Origin of the sequence: Pedobacter endophyticus (assembly GCF_015679185.1) — a bacterium.
In the GTDB taxonomy this organism is placed as follows: domain Bacteria; phylum Bacteroidota; class Bacteroidia; order Sphingobacteriales; family Sphingobacteriaceae; genus Pedobacter; species Pedobacter endophyticus.
The window spans coordinates 4,882,611-4,906,508 of the sequence record NZ_CP064939.1; the positions used below are offsets into that span (position 1 = coordinate 4,882,611).

Here is a 23,898-nt window from a genome sequence, read left to right on the forward strand (position 1 = left end):
TCAATGTCTAACAGACAAAACAAAAGAAGACTATTTTTAACAATAGTTAAAACTGGTCAGAATCAAATAACATTTTACAATGGAGAGTTTGATCCTGGCTCAGGATGAACGCTAGCGGCAGGCCTAATACATGCAAGTCGAGGGGTATAGAGGAGCTTGCTCTTCTAGAGACCGGCGCACGGGTGCGTAACGCGTATGCAACCTACCTTTATCTGGGGGATAGCCCGGAGAAATCCGGATTAATACCGCATAAAATCACAGTACTGCATAGTACAATGATCAAACATTTATGGGATGAAGATGGGCATGCGTGTCATTAGCTAGTTGGCGGGGTAACGGCCCACCAAGGCGACGATGACTAGGGGATCTGAGAGGATGGCCCCCCACACTGGTACTGAGACACGGACCAGACTCCTACGGGAGGCAGCAGTAAGGAATATTGGTCAATGGAGGCAACTCTGAACCAGCCATGCCGCGTGCAGGAAGACTGCCCTATGGGTTGTAAACTGCTTTTACTCGGGAATAAACCTAGATACGTGTATTTAGCTGAATGTACCGAGGGAATAAGGATCGGCTAACTCCGTGCCAGCAGCCGCGGTAATACGGAGGATCCAAGCGTTATCCGGATTTATTGGGTTTAAAGGGTGCGTAGGCGGCCTGTTAAGTCAGGGGTGAAAGACGGTAGCTCAACTATCGCAGTGCCCTTGATACTGATGGGCTTGAATGGACTAGAGGTAGGCGGAATGAGACAAGTAGCGGTGAAATGCATAGATATGTCTCAGAACACCGATTGCGAAGGCAGCTTACTATGGTCATATTGACGCTGAGGCACGAAAGCGTGGGGATCAAACAGGATTAGATACCCTGGTAGTCCACGCCCTAAACGATGAACACTCGCTGTTGGCGATACACAGTCAGCGGCTAAGCGAAAGCGTTAAGTGTTCCACCTGGGGAGTACGCCCGCAAGGGTGAAACTCAAAGGAATTGACGGGGGCCCGCACAAGCGGAGGAGCATGTGGTTTAATTCGATGATACGCGAGGAACCTTACCCGGGCTTGAAAGTTAGTGAATGATCTAGAGATAGATCAGTGAGCAATCACACGAAACTAGGTGCTGCATGGCTGTCGTCAGCTCGTGCCGTGAGGTGTTGGGTTAAGTCCCGCAACGAGCGCAACCCCTATGTTTAGTTGCCAGCACGTTAAGGTGGGGACTCTAAACAGACTGCCTGTGCAAACAGAGAGGAAGGAGGGGACGACGTCAAGTCATCATGGCCCTTACGTCCGGGGCTACACACGTGCTACAATGGACGGTACAGAGGGCAGCTAGCCAGCAATGGTATGCGAATCTCACAAAGCCGTTCACAGTTCGGATTGGGGTCTGCAACTCGACCCCATGAAGTTGGATTCGCTAGTAATCGCGTATCAGCAATGACGCGGTGAATACGTTCCCGGGCCTTGTACACACCGCCCGTCAAGCCATGGAAGTTGGGGGTACCTAAAGTATGTAACCGCAAGGAGCGTCCTAGGGTAAAACCGATAACTGGGGCTAAGTCGTAACAAGGTAGCCGTACCGGAAGGTGCGGCTGGAATACCTCCTTTCTGGAGTAGAGTTGACTACTCACTGCGCAACATGATATTTCTACATTAAGGTTTAGGGTAATAAGGTATAAGGCTTAAGGTCTTCATACTCCATATACATACTATATCTTAATATTAAAAAAACTAAGGAGAGACGAGATTGAAATTGAATTACGATTTAAGATTGACGAATTACGATTGAAGCGGCAACGGAAGAACATCGTAAGTCTAAAATCAACAATCTAAGATCAAGAAGTCCCGTAGCTCAGCCTGGTTAGAGCACTACACTGATAATGTAGGGGTCTCCAGTTCAAATCTGGACGGGACTACACCACTGAAAGTCATAAGTCGATAAGTCTTAAGTCATGAGTCGTTAAGACTTCGGGCTGTTGACTACAGACTTAAGGACTGAAATCTGGGGGATTAGCTCAGCTGGCTAGAGCGCCTGCCTTGCACGCAGGAGGTCAACGGTTCGACTCCGTTATTCTCCACCATTAAGGTTGAGGGTTAAAAGGTTGAAGGTGTAGGGTAATACCTATTGCTTAAACACACCACACCACACCACAAAAAACACACATCACCCGGATCGGTGATCATCATTGACAGATTGAAAGAAAAAGAAAAACGCCACAGGGGCACATGAAACGGTTCGAGACCGCAGTTTTTACTAATAAGGTTAAGCTTAGGCTTGGGCAGAGGACAATGAAACCCTCCACCCTTATACCCTAAACCTTACACCTTAGTAAAGTTCTTTGACATATTGGAAGAAGTTAAAAAAGAAGAGCAAACAACAATAGGCGACTGTTGTGTTTGTGCTCACTTAGAGGGATCGCAAGAAACCGCTAAGTATGAGACATCATAACAAGAGCAAAAAAAGCATACCATATGGCGCAAAAGGCATATGAGTAGAAGAAAGTAAGAAAGAGTACACGGGGGATGCCTTGGCTCTCAGAGGCGATGAAGGACGTGATAAGCTGCGATAAGCTTCGGGTATTTGCAAATAGGAATAGATCCGAAGATTTCCGAATGGGGCAACCCGGCTGGTTGAAGACCAGTCACATATAATGAGCAAACCTGCCGAACTGAAACATCTAAGTAAGCAGAGGAAGAGAAAATAACAATGATTTCCTGAGTAGTGGCGAGCGAAAGGGAAAGAGCCCAAACCTATTTTGTTACGGCAAAGTGGGGGTTGTAGGACTGCAACGTGGCATTGGTGAACAGAAGTGGAACGGGATGGGAAGCCCGGCGATACAAGGTGATAGCCCTGTACACGTATAGAACACCAGTCTAGCAGTATCCTGAGTACCGCGAGGTCGGAGACGCCTTGTGGGAATCTGCCGGCACCATCCGGTAAGGCTAAATACTCCTGAGAGACCGATAGTGAACCAGTACCGTGAGGGAAAGGTGAAAAGAACCCCGAACAGGGGAGTGAAATAGAACCTGAAACCGTGTACTTACAAGCGGTCGGAGCGTACAAGTTGCGTGACGGCGTGCCTTTTGCATAATGAGCCTACGAGTTACTCCTCACTGGCAAGGTTAAGTGGTTAAGCCACGGATCCGAAGCGAAAGCGAGTCTGAATAGGGCGCATAGTCAGTGGGGGTAGACGCGAAACCTTGTGATCTACCCATGGACAGGTTGAAGGTGCGGTAACACGTACTGGAGGACCGAACCGATAAACGTTGAAAAGTTTCCGGATGATCTGTGGGTAGGGGTGAAAGGCTAATCAAACTGGGAAATAGCTCGTACTCCCCGAAATGTTTTTAGGAACAGCGTGGATATTTAGTTTAATAGAGGTAGAGCTACTGATTGGGTGCGGGGGAGTCAAATCCTACCAAATCCAGACAAACTCCGAATGCTATTAAATATGATCTGCAGTGAGGCGCGGGGTGCTAAGGTCACGCGCCGAGAGGGAAAGAACCCAGACCATCAGCTAAGGTCCCCAAGTTACAGTTAAGTTGAACTAACGAGGTCCGATTGCACAGACAGCTAGGATGTTGGCTTGGAAGCAGCCATTCATTTAAAGAGTGCGTAACAGCTCACTAGTCGAGCGATCGGGCATGGATAATAAACGGGCATTAAATTGTACACCGAAGCTATGGGATTGAAATATATCGGTAGGGGAGCATTCCATCGACAGCGAAGGTACCTGGTAATGGGTGCTGGAGTTTATGGAAAAGCAAATGTAGGCATAAGTAACGATAAGGCGGGCGAGAAACCCGCCCACCGAAAGGATAAGGTTTCCTGATCAACGCTAATCGGATCAGGGTCAGTCGGGACCTAAGGAGAACCCGAAGGGGAAATTCGATGGACAACTGGTTAATATTCCAGTACTTTTTATAACTGCGATGTGGGGACGGAGTAGTGACACTGCCGCGATCTGACGGAATAGATCGTTAAAGACAGTAGGTATTAGAACGGTAGGCAAATCCGCCGATCTAGCTGAAAGTCGATAGTACCGCGAGCCCTCGGGTGAGTGGATAGTGCAGGTAATCAGACTTCCAAGAAAAACCGCTAAGCTTCAGGTTATAAAAACCCGTACCGCAAACCGACACAGGTATCCGGGAAGAGGATTCTAAGGTGCTCGAGTGAATCATGGCTAAGGAACTCGGCAAAATGGCCCTGTAACTTCGGGAGAAGGGGCGCTGGCAGCAATGTCAGCCGCAGTGAAAAGGCCCAGGCGACTGTTTAACAAAAACACATGGCTTTGCAAAATCGAAAGATGAGGTATAAGGCCTGACACCTGCCCGGTGCTGGAAGGTTAAGAGGGGATGTCATCCGCAAGGAGAAGCATTGAATCGAAGCCCCAGTAAACGGCGGCCGTAACTATAACGGTCCTAAGGTAGCGAAATTCCTTGTCGGGTAAGTTCCGACCTGCACGAATGGTGTAACGATCTGGGCGCTGTCTCAGCCATGAGCTCGGTGAAATTGTGGTCCCGGTGAAGACGCCGGGTACCCGCAACGGGACGGAAAGACCCCATGCACCTTCACTACAATTTAACATTGACATTGGGTACAGGATGTGTAGGATAGGTGGGAGGCTATGAAGCGGTGTCGCCAGGCATCGTGGAGCCAACGTTGAAATACCACCCTTTCTGTATTCGGTGTCTAACTCCACAAAGTGGAGGACATTGTTTGATGGGTAGTTTGACTGGGGTGGTCGCCTCCAAAAAGGTAACGGAGGCTTTCAAAGGTAAGCTCAGTACGCTTGGTAACCGTACGTGGAGTGCAATAGCATAAGCTTGCTTGACTGTGAGACATACAGGTCGATCAGGGTCGAAAGACGGATATAGTGATCCGGTGGTTCTGCATGGAAGGGCCATCGCTCAAAGGATAAAAGGTACGCTGGGGATAACAGGCTGATCTCCCCCAAGAGCTCATATCGACGGGGAGGTTTGGCACCTCGATGTCGGCTCGTCACATCCTGGGGCTGGAGAAGGTCCCAAGGGTTCGGCTGTTCGCCGATTAAAGTGGCACGCGAGCTGGGTTCAGAACGTCGCGAGACAGTTCGGTCCCTATCTGTTGTGGGCGTAGGAATTTTGAGTGGGGCTGACCTTAGTACGAGAGGACCGGGTTGGACCAGCCTCTAGTGAATCTGTTGTTCCGCCAGGGGCATTGCAGAGTAGCTACGCTGGGAATAGATAAGCGCTGAAAGCATCTAAGTGCGAAACTAGCCACGAGATGAGAATTCCATATAGGGCCGTAGCAGACTACTACGTTGATAGGCTACAGATGTAAAGGTGGCGACACCACAGTCGAGTAGTACTAATCACCCGAAGCTTTCAAAGCAACAACATCGTTGTTTGCTCTTCGAAACTTAACTTCTTTCAATAATATGTCATTTAAGGCTTAAGGCAAAAGGCTTAAGGCGTAAGGTTAATACCTTATACCCTACACCTTTCAACCCTCAACCTTATTTAAAAATATTTAGGTGCCTATATCGGTGGTGTCCACCTCTTCCCATTCCGAACAGAGAAGTTAAGCCCACCAGAGCCGATGGTACTGCGGTAACACGTGGGAGAGTAGGTCGGTGCCAAATCTTAAAGCCCCAAAGGGGCAATTGCAAAACCCTTCAGTTTATTCTGGAGGGTTTTCTTGTTTATAAGCTTTTTTGCAGGGAGCCATTCTCTCTAATAGCTATCAGGTACATGAAATTTGCATTTACTATCCTTGCTGCCATTTCCGCGGAGGCGGGAATCTTTTAAAAAACGGCTCAAGCCCTAAGCCTTTGTTGTGATAGTAAATCCCAATGATCTCCGCACAGCCTCCTTTCTGGGGTTCCGGTTCATTTCTCTTACCCTATATCATAGAAGATTATCGCAGACACTTAAGCTACTGAATTTATTATTTTCTCTATGGGTTTAAAAATATCGTGGGGTGCGCATGCGTAAATTGTTACGATTAAAAAAGTAGCCAATTGATAATTCGTGTGCGCCCTCGCTGTAGTGCCGCAGGGGTCCGATAGAGAAATCGTAGGCATATCCAATTCTAAAATGTGCAGGGAATACTTGTAACGCCGCTATTGCAGCGTTTGTTTTACTAAGATCATTTTGCAAATGAGGCTTGTCAAAAAGTGCTATCGCAGTTCTGTAGGAACCACCGATCCATAGTCTGTCATAAAAGATGAAGAAAGCGTTCAAATCAAGACTTGTTGGCCCGGCCCTGTCCTCTTTAATTAAAAATGACGGTTTTATATAGACGTTTGCAGACAACGGTAACAGTAAACCCGCTGTTAAATAATAATGAGGCTTCGGTTTTGGAATGAAAATATACTTTTCATTTTTTAAAAACTGGCTAATTAGATTTCCTGCAGAAAATCCCGCGTAGAACTTATCGTTGGCAAACATCACACCGGCCCTTGCCTCGGGCATCATTAGACTATAAAACCCTACGGGAAGGTTCGTTTCGTAGTCATTGGGGTTCAGGAGCTCGGCAGCTAAGCCCGATTGCATTAGCCCCAAACCAATACCAAAGGAGAGACGCGATGATCCGTCATTATTCATCCTCACTCGGTAAGCATAGTTTGCAAAGGCAGAGAAAGTTCGTTGAGCACCCAGCTTTTCACTCAATGCATTCAGCGCTAAACCTACATTTCCCTTGTTGGCAACCGCATCTATAGCAAAAGAAAGGGTTTTTGGAGCCCCTTCTATACCAGTCCATTGATTGCGGTAAAAGCCATGTATATTCAGCTGCTCATGGTACCCCGCGTAGGCCGGGTTAATATATATAGCATTAAACATGTACTGACTAAACTGGGCCTCTTGCTGTGCCCGTACAAGTTTAAATAACATTAATATACATAAAATTATCGATAGTTTTTTCATAAGAGTCGTTTTATAATCCAGCAAGCATCAATAGTGCAGGCCTGTTCCGGCTTTGTGGGCTTACCTAAATGACCTGAGCAAAGTGAGCCATCCTTTATATATTACCCATTCGGCGCTCTCTGTTTCTTTCACTTTAAGCAAGTAAAAATAGGTGCCTTCATTTAAGCCCTCGCCAGTCCAGTTGTTTTGATAATTATTGGAACGATAAACCTCATTGCCCCATTTGTTAATAATGGTAAGCTCATTTTTTTGAATCCTTTTTAAATTTCTAATTTCGAACGTATCGTTGGTGCCATCTCCATTTGGAGTAAAGAGATTCGGGATTTTTAAATTTTTAGGAGATTCTTCGTTTTTTATAGATGCTGAAGGCACTACGGTTGATACTGATATATTATCGACAAGATTTGGATCAGCTGTTACCGAATTGATAATGGCTATATTAGTGTATGTGCCTGATAGATTAACTTCTGCGGTAATGGTAAGTGTAATATCTGCTCCATTAGGCAAATCGCCAATGGTCCAAACTCCGGCGGTTGCATCATAACTTGTTCCGGCAGGGGCATTTGCGCTTATAAAGCTAAATCCATCAGGTAAGAGGTCGGTTACGGTCACTGCACTTGCATTTCCAGGGCCTGCATTTTTGGCCTTGATACTGAAAATCACGTTTGTTTCTTTAACAGGTTTCACATTATCGACAGTTTTATGTACAGAAAGATCGGCCGTATTCTGCGGAACTGTTGTAACCGCCGCGGTGTTGTTTGCCATATTAAGGTCGATTGCTGTGGCCTTAGCTGTTGCAGTATTGGTATAGTTACCCTTAGCATTTACTTTCGCATCGATGGTAATAACGGTACTCGTTCCATTGGCTAAAGTTCCTATTTTCCATATTCCCGTGGCACTATCGTAAGTGGTATTGCCAGACGGTATTGCTGAGACGAAGGTGTAGCCATTCGGCAATAGGTCTGCTGCAACGACATTTGTTGCCGTACTCGGACCTAAATTAGATACCGAGACGGAGAATTTGACCAGTGCGCCGATATTCGGTCGGGAATCATCTACCGTTTTTGAAACAGCGATATCAGCAACTGGTACTGGTATAGGAACTGGTACAGTTGTAGTGGCGTTGTTGCTCATATTAGGATCATTTTCACTTGCAGTAACGGAAGCCCTGTTGGCATAGTTACCAGCGGCATTTACTTTTACTACGATTTCCAGTGTTTTGGAAGCCCCGTTTACTATATCGCCAACTGTCCAAATACCTGTTGCAGCGTTATAGGACTTGTTATCGGATGATATAAAAGTATAGCCAGCCGGCAGCACATCGGTTACAACAACATTTGTTGCAGTGCTAGGTCCAGAATTGAGCACATTGATCGTAAATGTAATATTTGATCCTACATTTGGTGTTGCCTCATTTGTCTTTTTGGTTATTGAAACATCTGCTGTCGATATTGGAGAGGTGCTTGCAACGGCTGTATTATTCGATGCATTAACGTCGGTTTCGTTGGCCAGTACAGTTGCTTTGTTAACGTAATCGCCACTGGTATTAACTTTGGCCGTGATGGATAGCCTCATTGTTTTTCCATTGGCTAATGTGCCGATGTTCCAAACACCTGTTGTTTGATTGTAGGTTGTGCCAACCGGTGCTACGGCGGATACAAATGTATAACCAGATGGTAATAAGTCATCTACTTTTACTGCTGTGGCGGTACTGGGGCCAGCATTGGATGCGGTTATGGAAAAGGTAACGTTGCTACCAACAATGGGTGTGTTAGCGCTCACTGCTTTATTTACCATTACATCAGCAACTGCAGTGGGCACAGGGGTAGATGCAGAGCTGTTATTGGCCATATTCGAATCTTTTTCAGTTGCCGATATGGTTGCTGTATTGGCATAGCTTCCGCTTGCATTTACCCTGGCGGTAATGGTTAAGATGGCACTTGCCCCATTAGCCAGGTTGCCTATTCTCCATAAACCTGTTGCAGCGTCGTAAATCGTACCGGCAGAGGTAGTGGAAGAAATAAAAGTATAGCCATCAGGTAATTTGTCATTTGCAAGCACATTTGTGGCAGAACCTGGCCCGGTATTGGAAGCATAAATGGTAAAGGTAACTAGGCTGCCAATTGCTGGCCTGGCATTGTTTACCGTTTTAGAAACTGCCACATCTGCTACAGGTACTGGAGTGGGGGTAAAGGTAGCGGTATTGCTGGTATGATCGGGATCATCTTCCTTTGCCCTAATTGTAGCTGTATTGGTATAATTGCCGGTTGAGTTTACCCTTGCAGTAACAGAAAGCGTAGCACTGGCCCCATTGGTAAGGTTACCTATTAACCACGCACCGGTTGAGCTATTGTAAGATGTAGATCCTGAGGCCGCGGCCGAAATAAAGTGATAACCACTTGGCAGGGCATCGTTTACAATAACATTGTTGGCCGTGCTTGGTCCGGCGTTACTGGCAGTAATGGTAAAAGTAATGGTTTCGCCGACCTCTGGCGTTGTTGAGCTTGCGGTTTTAACAACAGCGACATCGGCCAATGCAGTTGGTGTAGTAGTAACGGTGGCCGAGTTGTTGTCGCCATTTGGATCTTCTTCGTTTGCCGTTATAGTAGCGGTATTTACATAGTTGCCACTTGCATTTACCTTTGCATGTATGGTGAGCACAGCACTTCCTTTGTTAACCATATTGCCAATAGTCCACACACCCGTAGTGTTATCATACGTAGTTCCCATGGGTGCCGAAGCTGACAAGAAAGTATAGCCATCTGGCAGCAAATCATTTACCTTAACATTTGTTGCAGTGCTGATGCCTAAGTTTTTGGCGGTTAAGGTAAAGATAACACTGGAGCCAACGCCGGGATTGCTTTTGTTAACAGTTTTGATAATTGACATATTGGCAACAGCAACCGGATTGGGCGTAACAGCATCGGTATTATTGATGTGATTTGGGTCGAGCTCGTTTGCTGCTATTGTGGCCGTATTTGTATAATTGCCAGTTGGGTTTACCAGGGCATCTATAACCAGGAGGAGACTATCTCCGTTCGCCAGATTTTCGATAGTCCACACTCCTGTTGTGCTGTCGTAACTGGTACCTGCCGATTGTGATGCAGCTAAAAAGGTGTAACCACTGGGAAGTAAGTCTTTTACATAAACGCCTGTAGCATTGCTGGGGCCGTTGTTGTATGACAGCACGATGAATGTGGTTTTCTCTCCTACTTTCGGCGATAAATTGCCAGCCTTATTAATGCGTACGTCTGCCACGGCTACCGGTGAAAGACTGGCCGTAGCGGTATTGTTAGCTTCATTAACATCATTTTCGTTAGCAGTTATTGTAGCCGTGTTGGCATAATTGCCACTGGCGTTTACAGTAGCCGTAATGGTCAGTATACGCTTGGTTCCGTTCACCATCGATCCTATTGTCCATATGCCGGTGTTTTGGTTGTAGTTTGTTCCGGTAGGTGCAGAGGCTGATAGGAAGGTGTAGCCATTGGGCAAGACATCAGTTACCCTTGCATTGGTTGCGTGGCTTGGTCCGGCGTTAGTGGCTGTAATGGTAAAGGTTACCTGCGTTCCAACATTAGGCGTATTATTACTTGCCGTTTTTGTTACAGATAAATCGGCCGAGGGTCTTGGCGTAGTGCCAGCGCTGGCAAAGTTGTTATCGCCATGCGGATCATCTTCGTTTGCCGTTATAGCAGCCGTATTCGTATAATCTCCAGTAGCATTTACAATTGCATCGATGGTGAGAATCATACTGAAGCCATTTGTTAAGTTACCAATTATCCACTGGCCACTGTCATGATCATACGATGTTCCGGCCGGTGCCGAAGCTGACAGAAACGTATAACCGTCTGGCAAAGCATCACGCACTATAACGTTGCTGGCGTTACTTGGCCCCGCATTAGCTGCAATAATCGTAAACGTAATGTGACTGCCCACTACAGGGGTATTATTGCTTACTGATTTTGTTACTGATAAATCAACAACCGCTGTTGGTGCAGGTATTGCCGTTGCACTATTGTTGCTGTTGTCAGGATCGTTTTCATCTGCCTTTATTGTTGCCGTGTTGCTATAGTCGCCGCTTACATTCACTTTAGCAGTAATGGTGAGGATCGTATTGGCACCATTGCCCAAATTGCCGGCCATCCACACGCCATTTTCAGGATTATAAGTTGTTCCGGTGGGCGCCGAGGCCGATAAAAAAGTATAACCATCTGGAAGCACATCAGTTACGATGACGTTTGTTGCAATACTTGGTCCAGCGTTGCTGGCAGTAATAGTAAAGGCAATGTTGCTACCTACGCCCGGCGAATCGTTATTTACAGTTTTGGTTACCGATACATTTGATTCAGGTACAGGTGTTGCAGTAGCTGTAGCCGTATTGTTGCCGTCATCGGGATCTGTTTCGTTTAACGAGATGGTGGCAGTATTTATATAGTTACCACCTGGGTTCACGGTTACTGTAAGATCAAGTATTGCATGACTACCATTTGCTAAATTGCCAATAGTCCATATTCCGGTATTGTGATTATAGGTTCCAAGCGTTGCCGAAGCTGAGATAAAAGTGTAACCACTAGGAAGTACATCGTTCACCCTGACATTTGATGCCAAAGCGCTAGGCCCATTACTGGTTGCCGTAAGCTTAAAAATAATATTTTCGCCAACCACAGGTGTCGGGTTATCAACAGTTTTGGTTAAAGCTATATCAGCTAAGGCACCAGGCGTTAAAACAACTGATGATGTATTATTGCCTGGATTTAAATCTTTTTCTTTTGCACTTATAACAGCCGTATTGGTATGATTACCGGTGGCATTTATAGTGGCAACAATAGAAAGTGTAATATTTGCACTGGTTGCTAAATTGCCAATAATCCACTCGCCAGTGGTATGGTCGTAAGTTGTTCCGGTAGCTGGCGTAGCCGATACAAATGTGAAACCGCTGGGTAGCAAATCATCTACCCTAACCTGTGTTGCGGCACTTGGCCCCATGTTTCGCGCTGTGATTTTAAAAGTAACATCGTCGCCAACGTTCGAGCTCGCTCCGTTTGAGGTTTTAATAACCTGTAAATCTGCTGTGGCTTCAGGTACTGGTGTAACTGTAAAGCTATTGTCAGACTCATCCAGATCAAGCTCGGAAGCCGTTATGGTAGCGGTATTGCTATAATTGCCACTTGTATTTACAGATGCCGTAATGGTAAGTATTTTGTTTGCACCATTAGCCAGTAATCCAACAAGCCATTCACCTGTACTATTGTCGTAAGCTGTTCCGGCCGGTATTGAAGCCGATAGATAGGTATAGCCAGACGGTAACAGATCTACTACCTTAACGTTGGTTGCTTTACTAGGTCCGGCGTTGCCCGCGGTAACGGTAAAAGTAACGTTGCTTCCTACATCGGGTGTAGCGTGGCTGACGGTTTTGTTTACCGATACATTAGCCAGGGCCACTGCATTAGGTGTATTGCTAGCCATGTTATTTTCGGTATTTGGATCGTTTTCGCTCGCTTGTATGGTTGCTCTGTTGTTATAGTTTCCACTTGCATTTACTGTAGCAGTGATGGTAAGAACGCTGGTGGCACCATTGGCAAGGTTATTTACAGACCAAATGCCTGTGTTACTATCATACATTGTTCCGGCAGGTGCCGAAGCGGATACGAAGGTGTAACCGGTAGGCAGGCGATCGTTTACTGTAACGTGGCTGGCATTACTTGGGCCTGCGTTGTTGGCCGTAACTGTAAACGTAACGTTGCTGCCAACGTTAGGCGCATCATTACTTGCCATTTTGGTAACTGAAACATCGCCTGTTGGCCTTGGCGTAGGGGTAACCGTAGCGCTCGGACTGCCATCCGGATCCTCATTGCCGGTAATTGTTGCTGTATTGCTGTAATTTCCACTTGCATTTACAGTTGCGGTAATGGTAAGAACAGCATTTGCGCCACTGGCCAAATTGCCAATTGCCCATAGGCCCGTGGTATTGTTATAACTTGTTCCTGCAGGTGCTGTAACCGATACAAATGTATAGCCATCTGGTAATAAATCGTTCACGTTTACATTGGTAGCATTACTCGGACCTGCATTAGCTGCTGTTATAGTAAACGTAATGTTGCTGCCAGCATCAGGCTTATTGTTGTCTGCTGTTTTTGTTACAGTCAGGTTGGCAACAGGAACTGGAACGGGCGTAATTGACGATGTATTGTTGCTGTTATCCGAATCGTGTTCGTTTGCCGCTATGGTAGCAGTATTGGTATAATCGCCATTGTTTTTTACTGTAGCTGTAATGTTTAGTGTTATTATTGACCCATTAGTCAAATTGCCTATCATCCACACACCGGTAGTACTATTGTAGGTTGTGCCTGATGCAGCACTTGCCGAAACGAAGGTGTAACCACTTGGTAATAAATCATTTACCTTTACATTCGTTGCGGTGCTGGGCCCTTTGTTGCTTGCGGTAACGGTGAAGTTAATATTGCTGCCTACATCTGGGCGGTTATTGTTTATCGTTTTGCTTACCTCCACATCAACCACGGGTACAGGTGCAAGCTTAATGGTTGCACTATTGTTAGCACGGTCGGGGTCGTGCTCCGCCGCATTGATCGTAGCAGTATTGGTTCGGTTGCCGCTCGCATTCACATGAGCTGTAATGGTAAGAACCGTGCTCGCGCCACTGGCAAGGTTGCCCACGGTCCAAATACCTGTAAAGTTGTTATAAGTTGTGCCACCCGGTGCCGAGGCCGATACAAAGGTATATCCGTTCGGTAAGGCATCCGTTACCCGAACATTTGTTGCATTACTTGGTCCCGTATTAAGGGCCGTTATAGTAAAAATAACATTACTGCCTACGTTTGGAGCGTTGCTATCTGATGTTTTTGTTACAGAAAGATCGGCAACTGGTGTAGGCACAGGCGTAATGGTATCAGTGTTGCCCGTATTGTTGGGGTCTTTTTCAGTGCTGCTTGCTGTAGCAGTATTCGAATAATTACCGTCGGCATTTACAGTTGCAGTGATAGTAAGCACACTATTTGCACCATTTGCTAAAATACCAACCATCCAATCGCCAGTAGTCTGGTCATACATTGTTCCGGCCGGAGCCGAAGCTGACACAAACGCATAACCATCAGGGAGCAGATCTTTCACTTTTACGTTGCTGGCTTCGCTTGGTCCAGCATTAGAAACTGTAACGGTAAAAGTTACGTTGCTGCCAACGCCGGGGGAAGGGTTGCTTACTGTTTTACTAACAGAGAGATTTGAAACTGCCACTGGAACGGGTGTACTACTGGCCATATTATTGGTATTAGCCGGATCAGTTTCCGAGGCTTGTATGGTAGCTGTATTGGTATAATTACCACTTGCTTGTACACTGGCTATTATGCTGAGCGTAATATCGGAGCCATTGGCCAAATTACCAATCGACCATATCCCGGTTGTTGGGTTGTAGTTGGTAGTGCCCGAAGCTGTAGCCGAAACAAAGGTATATCCGTTCGGTAGGAGGTCGTTTACGCTTACATTTGTTGCTTGGCTTGGACCTGCATTGCTGGCGGTAATCGTAAAAATTACCTCACTGCCTACATCGGGCATGTTATCGCTTACTGTTTTGGTAACGGATACATCCGATAAGCTTACAGGGCCAGGAGTAACGGTAGCCGTATTGTTGATGTTGCCTGGGTCGTTTTCGGTAGCATGAATGGTTGCTGTATTGGTATAATTGCCACTTGCATTTACGGTCGCATTAACGGTAAGAACAGTGTTGGCCCCGTTTGCCAGGTTGCCAATTGTCCATAAGCCTGTGTTGCTGTTATAATTCGTTCCCGCAGGAGCCGAAGCCGATACAAAGCTGTACCCATTAGGTAAGGCGTCGTTTACCCTGACATTTGTTGCGCTGCTTGGGCCAGTATTGGCGGCAGTAATTGTAAAGGTAACTTCACTGCCCACATTTGGCGTATTATCGCTTACTGTTTTGGTTACAGATAAATCGGCAACAGGCACTGGCGTTGAGGTAGCAGTAGCCATGTTATTGGCCGTACCGGGGTCATTTTCAGCCGCGTTAATCACTGCAATATTGCTGTAATTTCCAGTCGCATTAACAATTGCCGAAATGGTGAGAACAGCGCTATGACCATTATCCAAAGCACCTATAAGCCACTCTCCGGTATCACTATCATAAGTGGTTCCGGTTGCGGGTGTGGCCGACATAAAAGTATATCCGCTTGGCAAAGCATCGGTAACCTTAACCGCTGTTGCATTACTTGGCCCCTCATTAGAGGCGGTAATAGCAAAGGTAACCAGACTACCAACATTGGGCGTATTGTTATCGATTGTTTTGGTGACAGACATATTTGCTACAGGAACCGGAACCGGAGTGCTCGTGGTAGTATTGTTGCTCAGGTCGGGGTCATCTTCGTTGGCCTTTATGGTAGCGGTATTGGTGTAGTTACCGTTCGATAATACCGTAGCAGTAACAGAAAGCGTGGCACTGGCCTCACTGGCTAAATTGCCAATTGTCCATAGGCCGGTAGCGTCATCGTAATTGGTCCCTCCAGATGGGGTAGCAGAAACAAAGGCATAGCCATCTGGTAATAAATCATCCACACTTACATTGGAGGCCCCGCTAAGGCCGGCATTAGTTGCAATAATGGTGAAGATGACATCACTCCCTACTTTGGGGGCGTTGCTGCTTGCGGTTTTGCTTACAGCCAGATCGGCCGATGCCACAGGTGTAAGCGTAATACTGGCCGTGTTGTTTGTATTATTCGGATCGCTTTGGCTACCAGAAATATTGGCTGTATTGGTTCGGTTACCATTTCCATTTACAGTAGCCGTAATGTTGAGTACTTTATTGGTGCCACTGGCCAGGTTGCCAATTGCCCATACGCCCATAGTGCTGTTATAGGTTGTTCCGGCAGGAGCAGCGGCCGACACAAAACTGTAACCGGTTGGCAAAGCATCGGTAACGCTGACATTTGTTGCGTTGCTTGGCCCAGCATTGTTGGCTGTAATGGTAAAGGTAACATTGGTGCCTACGGTAGGAGAATTGTTGCTCGCTGTTTTAGTAACTGATAAATCTGTTGAAGATGAAGGGAAAGGGGTAGAAGAAGCCGAATTGTTTGTTTCGTTCGGGTCGTGCTCATGGCGGGTAACCGTTGCAACATTGCTATAATCTCCACTGACGTTTACCGTAGCGGTAATGGTAAGAACAGCACTTGCGCCGTTGGCCAAATTGCCAATTGTCCATATACCCGTTGTATTGTTATAACTTGTTCCAGCAGGTGCCGCAGCTGATGCGAAAGTGTAGCCGCTGGGCAGGGCATCGGTAACGCTAACCATTGTTGCATTACTTGGCCCGGTATTGTTTACAGTAACGGTAAAAACCACGTTGTTTCCAAAAGCAGGATTCGTGTTGTTTACGGTTTTGGCGATGGCCAAATCTGCCACGGGTGCTGGCGTAAGCGTAACAGCGTCACTATTATCCGTTTCATCCGGATCCTTTTCATCAGCTCCAATCGAAGCGGTATTGGTATAATTGCCACTTACATTTACCCTGGCATTAATGGTAAGCACTGCACTCGAGCTGTTAGCCAGGTTCCCAACCGTCCACACACCTGTAGCTGCATTGTAGGTGGTTGTTCCCGAAGCAGAAGACGAAAGATACGTATAACCATTCGGCAAAAGGTCGTTTACAATCACATCTGTTGCCAAACTAGGGCCCGCGTTCGAAGCCGTTATGGTAAAGGTAACATTGCTGCCTACGTTGGGCATACTATTATCTGCAGTTTTACTAACAGCTACATTCGAAACATGCACGGGCACCGGAGTTACTTTTTTGGTGTTATTACCGGGATTTGGATCGCTCTCGCTCGCCCTAACCGAAGCTGTATTTTCGTATTTGCCGCTCGCATTTACAGTTGCAGTAATGGTAAATGCCGAGTTCTCATCCCTGGCCAGGTTACCTATGCTCCATACGCCGTTTACGCTATTGTAGCTTGTTCCGACAGGTGTCGAAGCCGACACAAAAGTGTATCCGTTAGGTAGTAAATCGGTTACCTCAACATTTGTTGCAGTACTTGGTCCGGCATTGGCCGCCGTAATCGTAAAAGTAACATGACTACCCACATCGGGCATATTGTTGCTTGATATTTTGTTTACCGATACATCCGCCCGGGGTACTGGTACAGGTGTAACAGCATCGGTGTTATTTTCAGTATCCGGGTCGCTTTCATTTAGGGTTGCAGAAGCAGTATTTCTGTACTCCCCGCTGGCATTTACCGTTGCCGTAATGGTTAAAACCGAATTAGCGCCATTTGCTAAAGCACCAATAGTCCAAATGCCAGTAGCTTCATCGTAATTTGTTCCGGTGGGTGCCACAGCCGATACGAAAGTATATCCAGTTGGCAGTTCGTCCGTAACGGTAACATTGGTTGCGTTGCTTGGTCCGGCATTAGTGGCAGTAACGGTAAACGTAACATTGCTGCCTACGTTGGGCGTATTGCTGCTGGCGCTTTTAGTAACAGAAACATTGGCAACCGGAACAGGCACAGGCTTAGCCCTATCAGTATTATTAGCTTCATTCGAATCAGTTTCGCTTGCCGATACCGTAGCAATGTTTTCATAATCTCCGCTAGCATTCACAGTTGCACTGATGATCAGGGTAAAATTGGAGCCGTTTGGTAAATTGCCAATCAGCCATTTGCCGGTATCTTTATCGTAGGTTGTTCCGGCAGGTGTAGAAGCAGATACAAATGTATAACCATTAGGAAGCAAGTCGTCGACCTTCACATTTGTTGCGTTGCTCGGCCCAGCATTAGCGGCCGTAACGGCAAACGTGATCTGACTGCCCACATGGGGTGTATTGCTACTTGCTATTTTTGTTACCGACATATTGGCGATGGCCACCGGCATGGGGGTAACCGAAGCAGTGTTATCTGCCGGGCTCGGATCTTTTTCATTAGCCGACACTGTAGCCGTGTTTTCATAGTCGCCGCTTGCCTTTACAATAGCCGTAATGGTTAGAACGACATTGGCATCCTTCGCCAGATTACCTATTGTCCACTCACTATTAGAATTATTGTAGTTCGTACCTGCCGGAAATGAGGCAGAAACATACGTATAACCACTAGGTAACTGATCAATAACTTCAACACCAGTTGCATTAACAGGTCCTGCATTGGCCGCCGTAATGGTAAAAGTAACCTCGCTATTTACATCAGGCGTACTATTATTTACGGTTTTGGTAACCGATAAGTTGGCTACAGCAACGGGTGTAAGTGTAACCGAAGCACTGTTGTTTGCAGCAATAGGGTCGTATTCATTAGCAGATACCGTTGCTGTATTGGCATAGTTGCCACTGGCCTTTACCGTTGCAGTAATGGTGAGAACGGAGTTGGCATCATCTGCCAAATTGCCTATCAGCCATTCGCCGCTGGTTGAATTGTAGCTGGTACCTGCAGGTTCCGTAGCCGAAACAAAAGCGTATCCGGTAGGTAGTAGGTCGTTAACCTTAACGCCTGTTGCGTTGCTAGGACCTGTGTTAGTGATGGTTATGGTGAAAATAACGTTGCTACCCATATCCGGACTGTTGTTGCTTGCTGTTTTGTTTACCGATAGCTCGGCTTCGGCTGTAACATTAATCGTTATGGTATTAGCTGAGGGATCGGTATTTACGCCTCCGTTTGCAGTACCTCCATTATCGGTAACTTTAAAGGTAAAGCTATCAAAGGCGTTTCCATTTGCATTTTCTGAATTTTGTTGCCAGGTAAGCTGCGGAATTTGCATCACCGGAACCACCTGATCCGCTGTTACTGCAGTTCCATTAAGTTTAAGTGTACCGTTTGCAGGAAGCGTAGCGAGTGTTAGAGCAGCGAATTCATGCGCTTCTGCCGGATCGCTAAAACCAAAATCGGCAGCCGAAAAAGTATAAGTGCCATCTTCTACAACCGATACTGTCTTATCTGTGCCCATTGGCGCATCGTTTACGGCAAGCACAGTAACGGAGGCAACTGAAGCGTCGGAGGAAACACCATCGGAATCTGTTACAACAACATTAATAGCTCTGGTAGTTGTATTTGGGTTTTCGGATGTGTTTGCAAACCGAACTTGCTTAATGGCAGTGATATAATCTGCAACGGGAGCACTCCCTGTAAGAGAAATTATGGTGTTATCGGCATTAAAGGTTGCGGAAATCCCTGCAGGCAAAGTTCCTGAAATGCTCAAAACATCGCCAGTTTGAGGGTTTGTTGTGGTAATGGTAGCGCTAGCCAGGTTGGTGCCATCATCAACAATTTCCATATCGCTATTGGCAAGAGCAACAGGAGTACCGTTTTCTATATAGGTAGTATTGAAGTTATAACTGCTATCACCTGTATATTTATGGGCCCTGATAAAAGCGATCCTTACATCATCCCTGCCATTGTCTCTCGGGTTAAACTGCAAACGAACCTTGCCTGTACTCGCAACATTTTTGGGTAACTCGATATGGAGGGTGGTTAGGGTAGCACCCGGAATAGGTTTTGATGCTGTGGTGCCCTCAGCGTTTTTTGCGCCATTTTGAAAGAACACATCCCCCGTACCTGGGTTATTGGTAGTGTTGTCGGTTCTCAATCTGGCGTATTCAACATCGTCATAATAAATAGAAAACGTATTTCTTGATCCCGATAAAGGACCGCCTTGTGCTAAGCCTTGATTCCAGTACAAGCCCACTAAAAGCCTTGCACCACCCGTACTGGTAGGGCCGAGGTTCATTCCGCTTATTGTTGGCGATATGGCAAATAAAGGATTTGGTGGATTATCTTGACTGAAAAGAATATTAGCGTTTTGAGGCGCTTGCACATGCGTTGTATTATTCCTTGTCCAACCTCCATCGGGCAAACTGGCATCTGTACCAAACGGATTATCCAAATCACCAACGTAGTTTGTCCAATCAAGAAATACGTCAATCGGAGAATTTAAGTCGATGATAGGCTTGGCATTCTGCGAAAATCCGATCATGGGGATCAAAACGAAGCCGAGGAAAAATAGGAGTCTGTTGATCGGAGATATCCGATTTTGTTGAAAATGACTGTCTTTTTCCTTTTTTATAAAGAAATAGTTGATCAGACTGGTCAATGAGGAGAGGGGATGACTTACCATGTTTTAATTATTTTTCCAGCAAAAATCCTGGCAACTGGTTAATTCAGATGTTTGCTAACGTTTGATTTAAGAAATGTTGTGGCCCGTCCTTTAAAGTGGTCTTTGGTAGCTATACTGTTTGAAAAACTGCTTAAGATATCCGTAATAGGTTTTGGATAGGCTGTTGAGCCAGGCGCAGCAGAAAGGGCAATATCGTTTGTTTAGAACGTTGCGAAATCAATAAGGGATTAAGTATAATCACACAAATACCAAGGACATTGGTGGTGGTTATTTTCAAATAAGGATTTTCATGGGGATTGGTTTTAGTTTTTTTAGTAAAATTAAATGTAAGGACTATTCGATTCTCGCATAAGGACATGCCAAAACGCAAGACGATATCGGCTTATTGAAATATTTTAAAGAATTTTATTGAAAACAACATGCAAGATGAATATCTACTGCAATTGACGCTTGTTCGATTGGTTGTTTTGTTATTTCTTTAAAAATAATAGGTTTTTAATTCAATAAAGCTTATAACTATTCAATAAAGTTATCTTTTTGTTAACGACTAAGCAATAATATTCTACCTAAATCTAATTTATGCTAATTAGTAAGTAATTTATATCTTACTGATAAGACAAAGCCGCTTTGAGTACTATATCTTTATTTTTTCAGTCAAAAAAAGCGTTTCTTTATGCGATAGGCGGTCAAAACATTTCGTTTTAAGGAAAATTATGTTATCTTTATAAAGAATCATCCAATTATTTTAGCATTAGATAAAACTTATGAAAAGAGAAATTGGAAAAGTAATTAAAGCTTGTCGCCAATACCACGGCTTTACTCAGGTGTACATGGCGCATAAACTCGGCGTAACAGTAAACAGCTATGCCAACATGGAACATGGAAGGGTAGATATGGATACGAAAAGACTATATCAACTTGCCGAAATACTACGTTTAAAGGCCTGCCAGATTTTGGCCTTCGCCGAAAAAGGCTACGATACAAAAAGTTACTGCTGGCTTCCACTGGCAATTAGCGGAACGGTAGCCGAAAACTATCAGCTTATTGATCAGCAGATCGATTAGTTTAAGCGCTATTTAGCACTGGTTCCTGTACGCCAATTTAATGTCGGAGGCGCATGTTGCCATCCCTATTTTGTTTTACAGAGGCGTTATTATAGGCTACAACTAAAATCTTTTGGTGATGCAAACTGCAGGCGGTAATTAGCAGATTTCGTTTTTATGGCCCTAAACAATATCAAATAGTGATAAACATCATTTTTAAAACTGATTATTTGCAAATATGTTAATATAATGGCGTTTGCCACTTTATTTGGTTATCTTTGCATTGATACTATACATAAATATAAGAAATGAGTTTTTTTGCGGAAAAAAGAGGTGAAGTGATGGTGCATATCGAGAAGTACATGCTTGATATGATGGATACCTATCTTAAACCAATTGATACTAACTGGCAACCATCTGACTTTCTGCCCGACTCTACCAGCGATACATTTTATCAAGATATACGAGTACTGAGAGAAAGCGCTAAAGATCTTTCTTACGATTTAGTAGCCGTTTTAATCGGTGATACCATCACCGAGGAAGCGCTTCCTACCTACGAATCGTGGTTAGCCATGGTGCAGGGACCCAGCATGAAGGAAGACGGAGGTTGGATGAAATGGAACCGACACTGGACAGCGGAAGAAAACCGTCATGGTGATTTGCTGAACAAATATTTATACCTATCAGGACGGGTTGATATGCGCCAAATGGAGATATCAACACAATATTTAATTGCCGATGGCTTTGATATTGGTACCGGACATGACCCTTATCGCAATTTCATTTATACATCGTTTCAGGAAATGGCCACCAACATTTCGCACAGAAGGGTTGCTTCATTAGCTAAAAAAGATGGCGATACCTTATTATCCAAAATGTGTGGTGTAATTGCTTCTGATGAGGCAAGACATGCGAAAGCGTACAGAGATTTTATGAATCAGATTTTTGCGGTCGATCCAAATGAGGCGATGCTTGCATTTGAAGATATGATGCGTAAAAAGATTGTAATGCCAGCGCATTTTTTAAGAGAAGTAGGCTTAAAAATCGGCCAAACATTCGGCCATTTTACCGATGCCGCACAACGTTTAGGCGTTTACACGGCTATCGATTATGTTGATATTATGCAACAGTTAATTATCGACTGGAAAATTGAGGGCATGAGAGACTTAAACGAAGCTGGTGAAAAAGCCCGCGACTACATTATGGCCTTGCCTTCGCGTTTGTTACGTGTTGCTGAAAGAATGAAAAATCCAACGATTGATTATAAATTTACCTGGATTGCCGGGTAAACCTATCATAAAAATCTATAAGCCTCGATAAATTCGGGGCTTTTTTGTTTAAAAGTTTTTGAAAGTGGTTTTATAGATGCAGGGCTCAACAAGTGAAGAGGCACTTTAATCCCGAAATTTCCGGGTTGTTTGTCCGAAGAAGTCCTATCGTGTAAACACATTTCTTTTCATTGCTCATCATTCCCGCACAGGCGGAAATCCTAATGCGTTTGATCCATTTTTGTGCATTAAGATTTCTCCCGAACTTTCGGGGAAGCATGACGACCGTTCATAGTTAACGCCATATAAGTTTAGTTCTCATTCGATGATGCTATCCCTTATAACGCCTTTTTTTCAAAATGTACCAACACCATGTAAAAAGTGGTGACTAGTCTGTTCCCGCCATTGATATTTTCGTCTTTGCCCAAAAGCGGCTACTTTGTAGCGAAATCGATTTTCATCGATCGAAGTAATCTCATCAGAGATTTATTGCAGAATAGATTGCTTTCCCGAGAAATCGGGACAGGCTGTGCTTCGCAATGAGGACGGCTTTAAAATCATCACTCATCTGGATTTTTGAAAAACCTTTCCGTCCGGCCAGACGTGAATTAAAACCTTGTCTGACAAAACAGCGTTGGCAGGCGACTAGGTTTAAAAATAAATTTTCCCTTGTACGGCCAGGTTAAAGCCTTTCTGCAACACTGTTTTTTGTTGGGTCGCATCGCGAAGCAGTGGGTTGGTGTGATTAAAATGGATGAAGAAAATTTTGCCCTTAACTTCTTTGTTTTCCTTTTGAAACAAATCCATCGTTTCGCTTACCAATGGATGCGGAACCTCGGTTATAGCCCTGTTGCCCAATTCGGTATTGGTGTAAAAGGTTGCATCCAAAAAGGCGATATCGACTTTTTTGACCTCATCAATTACGCTTTTGTTCCATTTGCTCCACTTGTCGATATCGGGAATGAAGAGGTATTTCTTTGTATCCGTTTCTATCTTAAAACCTGCGGTTTCCGAAAATTCGTCGCGGTGGGGAACCCGAAAGGCCGTTACTTTGCTATCTTCAATTGTGAGTGGCGCATTTTCTTCAAGTGCAATCAAATTGATGTTGTTTAGCTTAACCAACTGGCTCCACGGACCATTTTCTTCGAGGAAGGTTTTCAATTTAGGCAGTACATAAACCTTTAGTTTTTTGGTTGACATTACCTCTCTTCCAAACTCCATTAAGCCGGTGTAATGCCCCATATGCGCATGTGTGATGAAGACACCTTCGGGCAGATAGGGATATTCTTCGCTGGTTTTTGATCTGAAGTCTTGAAGTTGTTGCTTAATATCGGGTGTAGCTTCAAACAGCCACCACTTTTTCGCAATGGGATCAACCAAGGCCAAAGACACTACATTTCTGCTTAAACTGGGTTTTTTCCAAGCCGTTTTGCAGCACATTTTTTCGCAGTCCATGTGTGGGTAGCCACCATCTTGCGCTACGCCCAACACCATGATGTAGGGTGTTTTTGGCTCCTGGGCACAAAGCTTGATAGTTAAAACCGATAAGAACATTAATAATAGTGCTTTCATTTT

At 45.1% G+C, this 23,898-nt stretch carries 5 protein-coding genes, 2 tRNA genes and 3 rRNA genes; 7 read left to right on the forward strand and 3 right to left on the reverse strand.

Going from position 1 to position 23,898, the window contains the following annotated elements; all coding sequences use genetic code 11:
- Positions 1 to 76 precede the first annotated feature (76 nt).
- The 5 genes from IZT61_RS19985 to rrf all read left to right on the forward strand — a co-directional run bounded on the left by IZT61_RS19985 (position 77) and on the right by rrf (position 5,614).
- Positions 77 to 1,598 (forward strand): 16S ribosomal RNA (locus tag IZT61_RS19985).
- A 233-nt stretch (positions 1,599 to 1,831) separates the two neighbouring features.
- Positions 1,832 to 1,906, forward strand: a tRNA-Ile gene (locus IZT61_RS19990).
- An 88-nt stretch (positions 1,907 to 1,994) separates the two neighbouring features.
- Positions 1,995 to 2,071: transfer RNA gene (locus IZT61_RS19995), tRNA-Ala, on the forward strand.
- Positions 2,072 to 2,486: 415 nt separating this feature from the next.
- A 23S ribosomal RNA gene (locus IZT61_RS20000) occupies positions 2,487 to 5,363 on the forward strand.
- A 139-nt stretch (positions 5,364 to 5,502) separates the two neighbouring features.
- Positions 5,503 to 5,614, forward strand: a 5S ribosomal RNA gene (gene rrf / locus IZT61_RS20005).
- The 16S, 23S and 5S rRNA genes sit together here with 2 tRNA genes alongside, the layout of an rRNA operon.
- A gap of 322 nt (positions 5,615 to 5,936) precedes the next feature.
- Here the strand turns inward: rrf and IZT61_RS20010 are convergent.
- Together IZT61_RS20010 and IZT61_RS20015 are read right to left on the reverse strand one after the other, a co-directional pair.
- Positions 5,937 to 6,899: a PorP/SprF family type IX secretion system membrane protein gene (locus tag IZT61_RS20010; RefSeq protein ID WP_196098766.1), complete on the reverse strand. Its 963-nt coding sequence runs from the start codon at positions 6,897 to 6,899 to the stop codon at positions 5,937 to 5,939.
- Between the two features lie 60 nt (positions 6,900 to 6,959).
- Positions 6,960 to 20,012 (reverse strand): T9SS type B sorting domain-containing protein, encoded by a 13,053-nt coding sequence (locus tag IZT61_RS20015; RefSeq protein WP_230383781.1) that lies wholly within the window; start codon positions 20,010 to 20,012, stop codon positions 6,960 to 6,962.
- Positions 20,013 to 20,776: 764 nt separating this feature from the next.
- On the opposite strand from IZT61_RS20015, the gene IZT61_RS20020 reads away from it, so the two are divergent.
- On the forward strand, positions 20,777 to 21,076 hold the full coding sequence (locus IZT61_RS20020) for a helix-turn-helix domain-containing protein (protein WP_196098768.1): 300 nt from the start codon (positions 20,777 to 20,779) through the stop codon (positions 21,074 to 21,076).
- 287 nt (positions 21,077 to 21,363) lie between these two features.
- Complete coding sequence (locus IZT61_RS20025) at positions 21,364 to 22,344, forward strand: acyl-ACP desaturase (protein WP_196098769.1); 981 nt, start codon at positions 21,364 to 21,366, stop codon at positions 22,342 to 22,344.
- A gap of 630 nt (positions 22,345 to 22,974) precedes the next feature.
- Here IZT61_RS20025 and IZT61_RS20030 read toward each other — a convergent pair.
- On the reverse strand, positions 22,975 to 23,895 hold the full coding sequence (locus IZT61_RS20030) for an MBL fold metallo-hydrolase (RefSeq protein WP_196098770.1): 921 nt from the start codon (positions 23,893 to 23,895) through the stop codon (positions 22,975 to 22,977).
- Between the last annotated feature and the right edge of the window lie 3 nt (positions 23,896 to 23,898).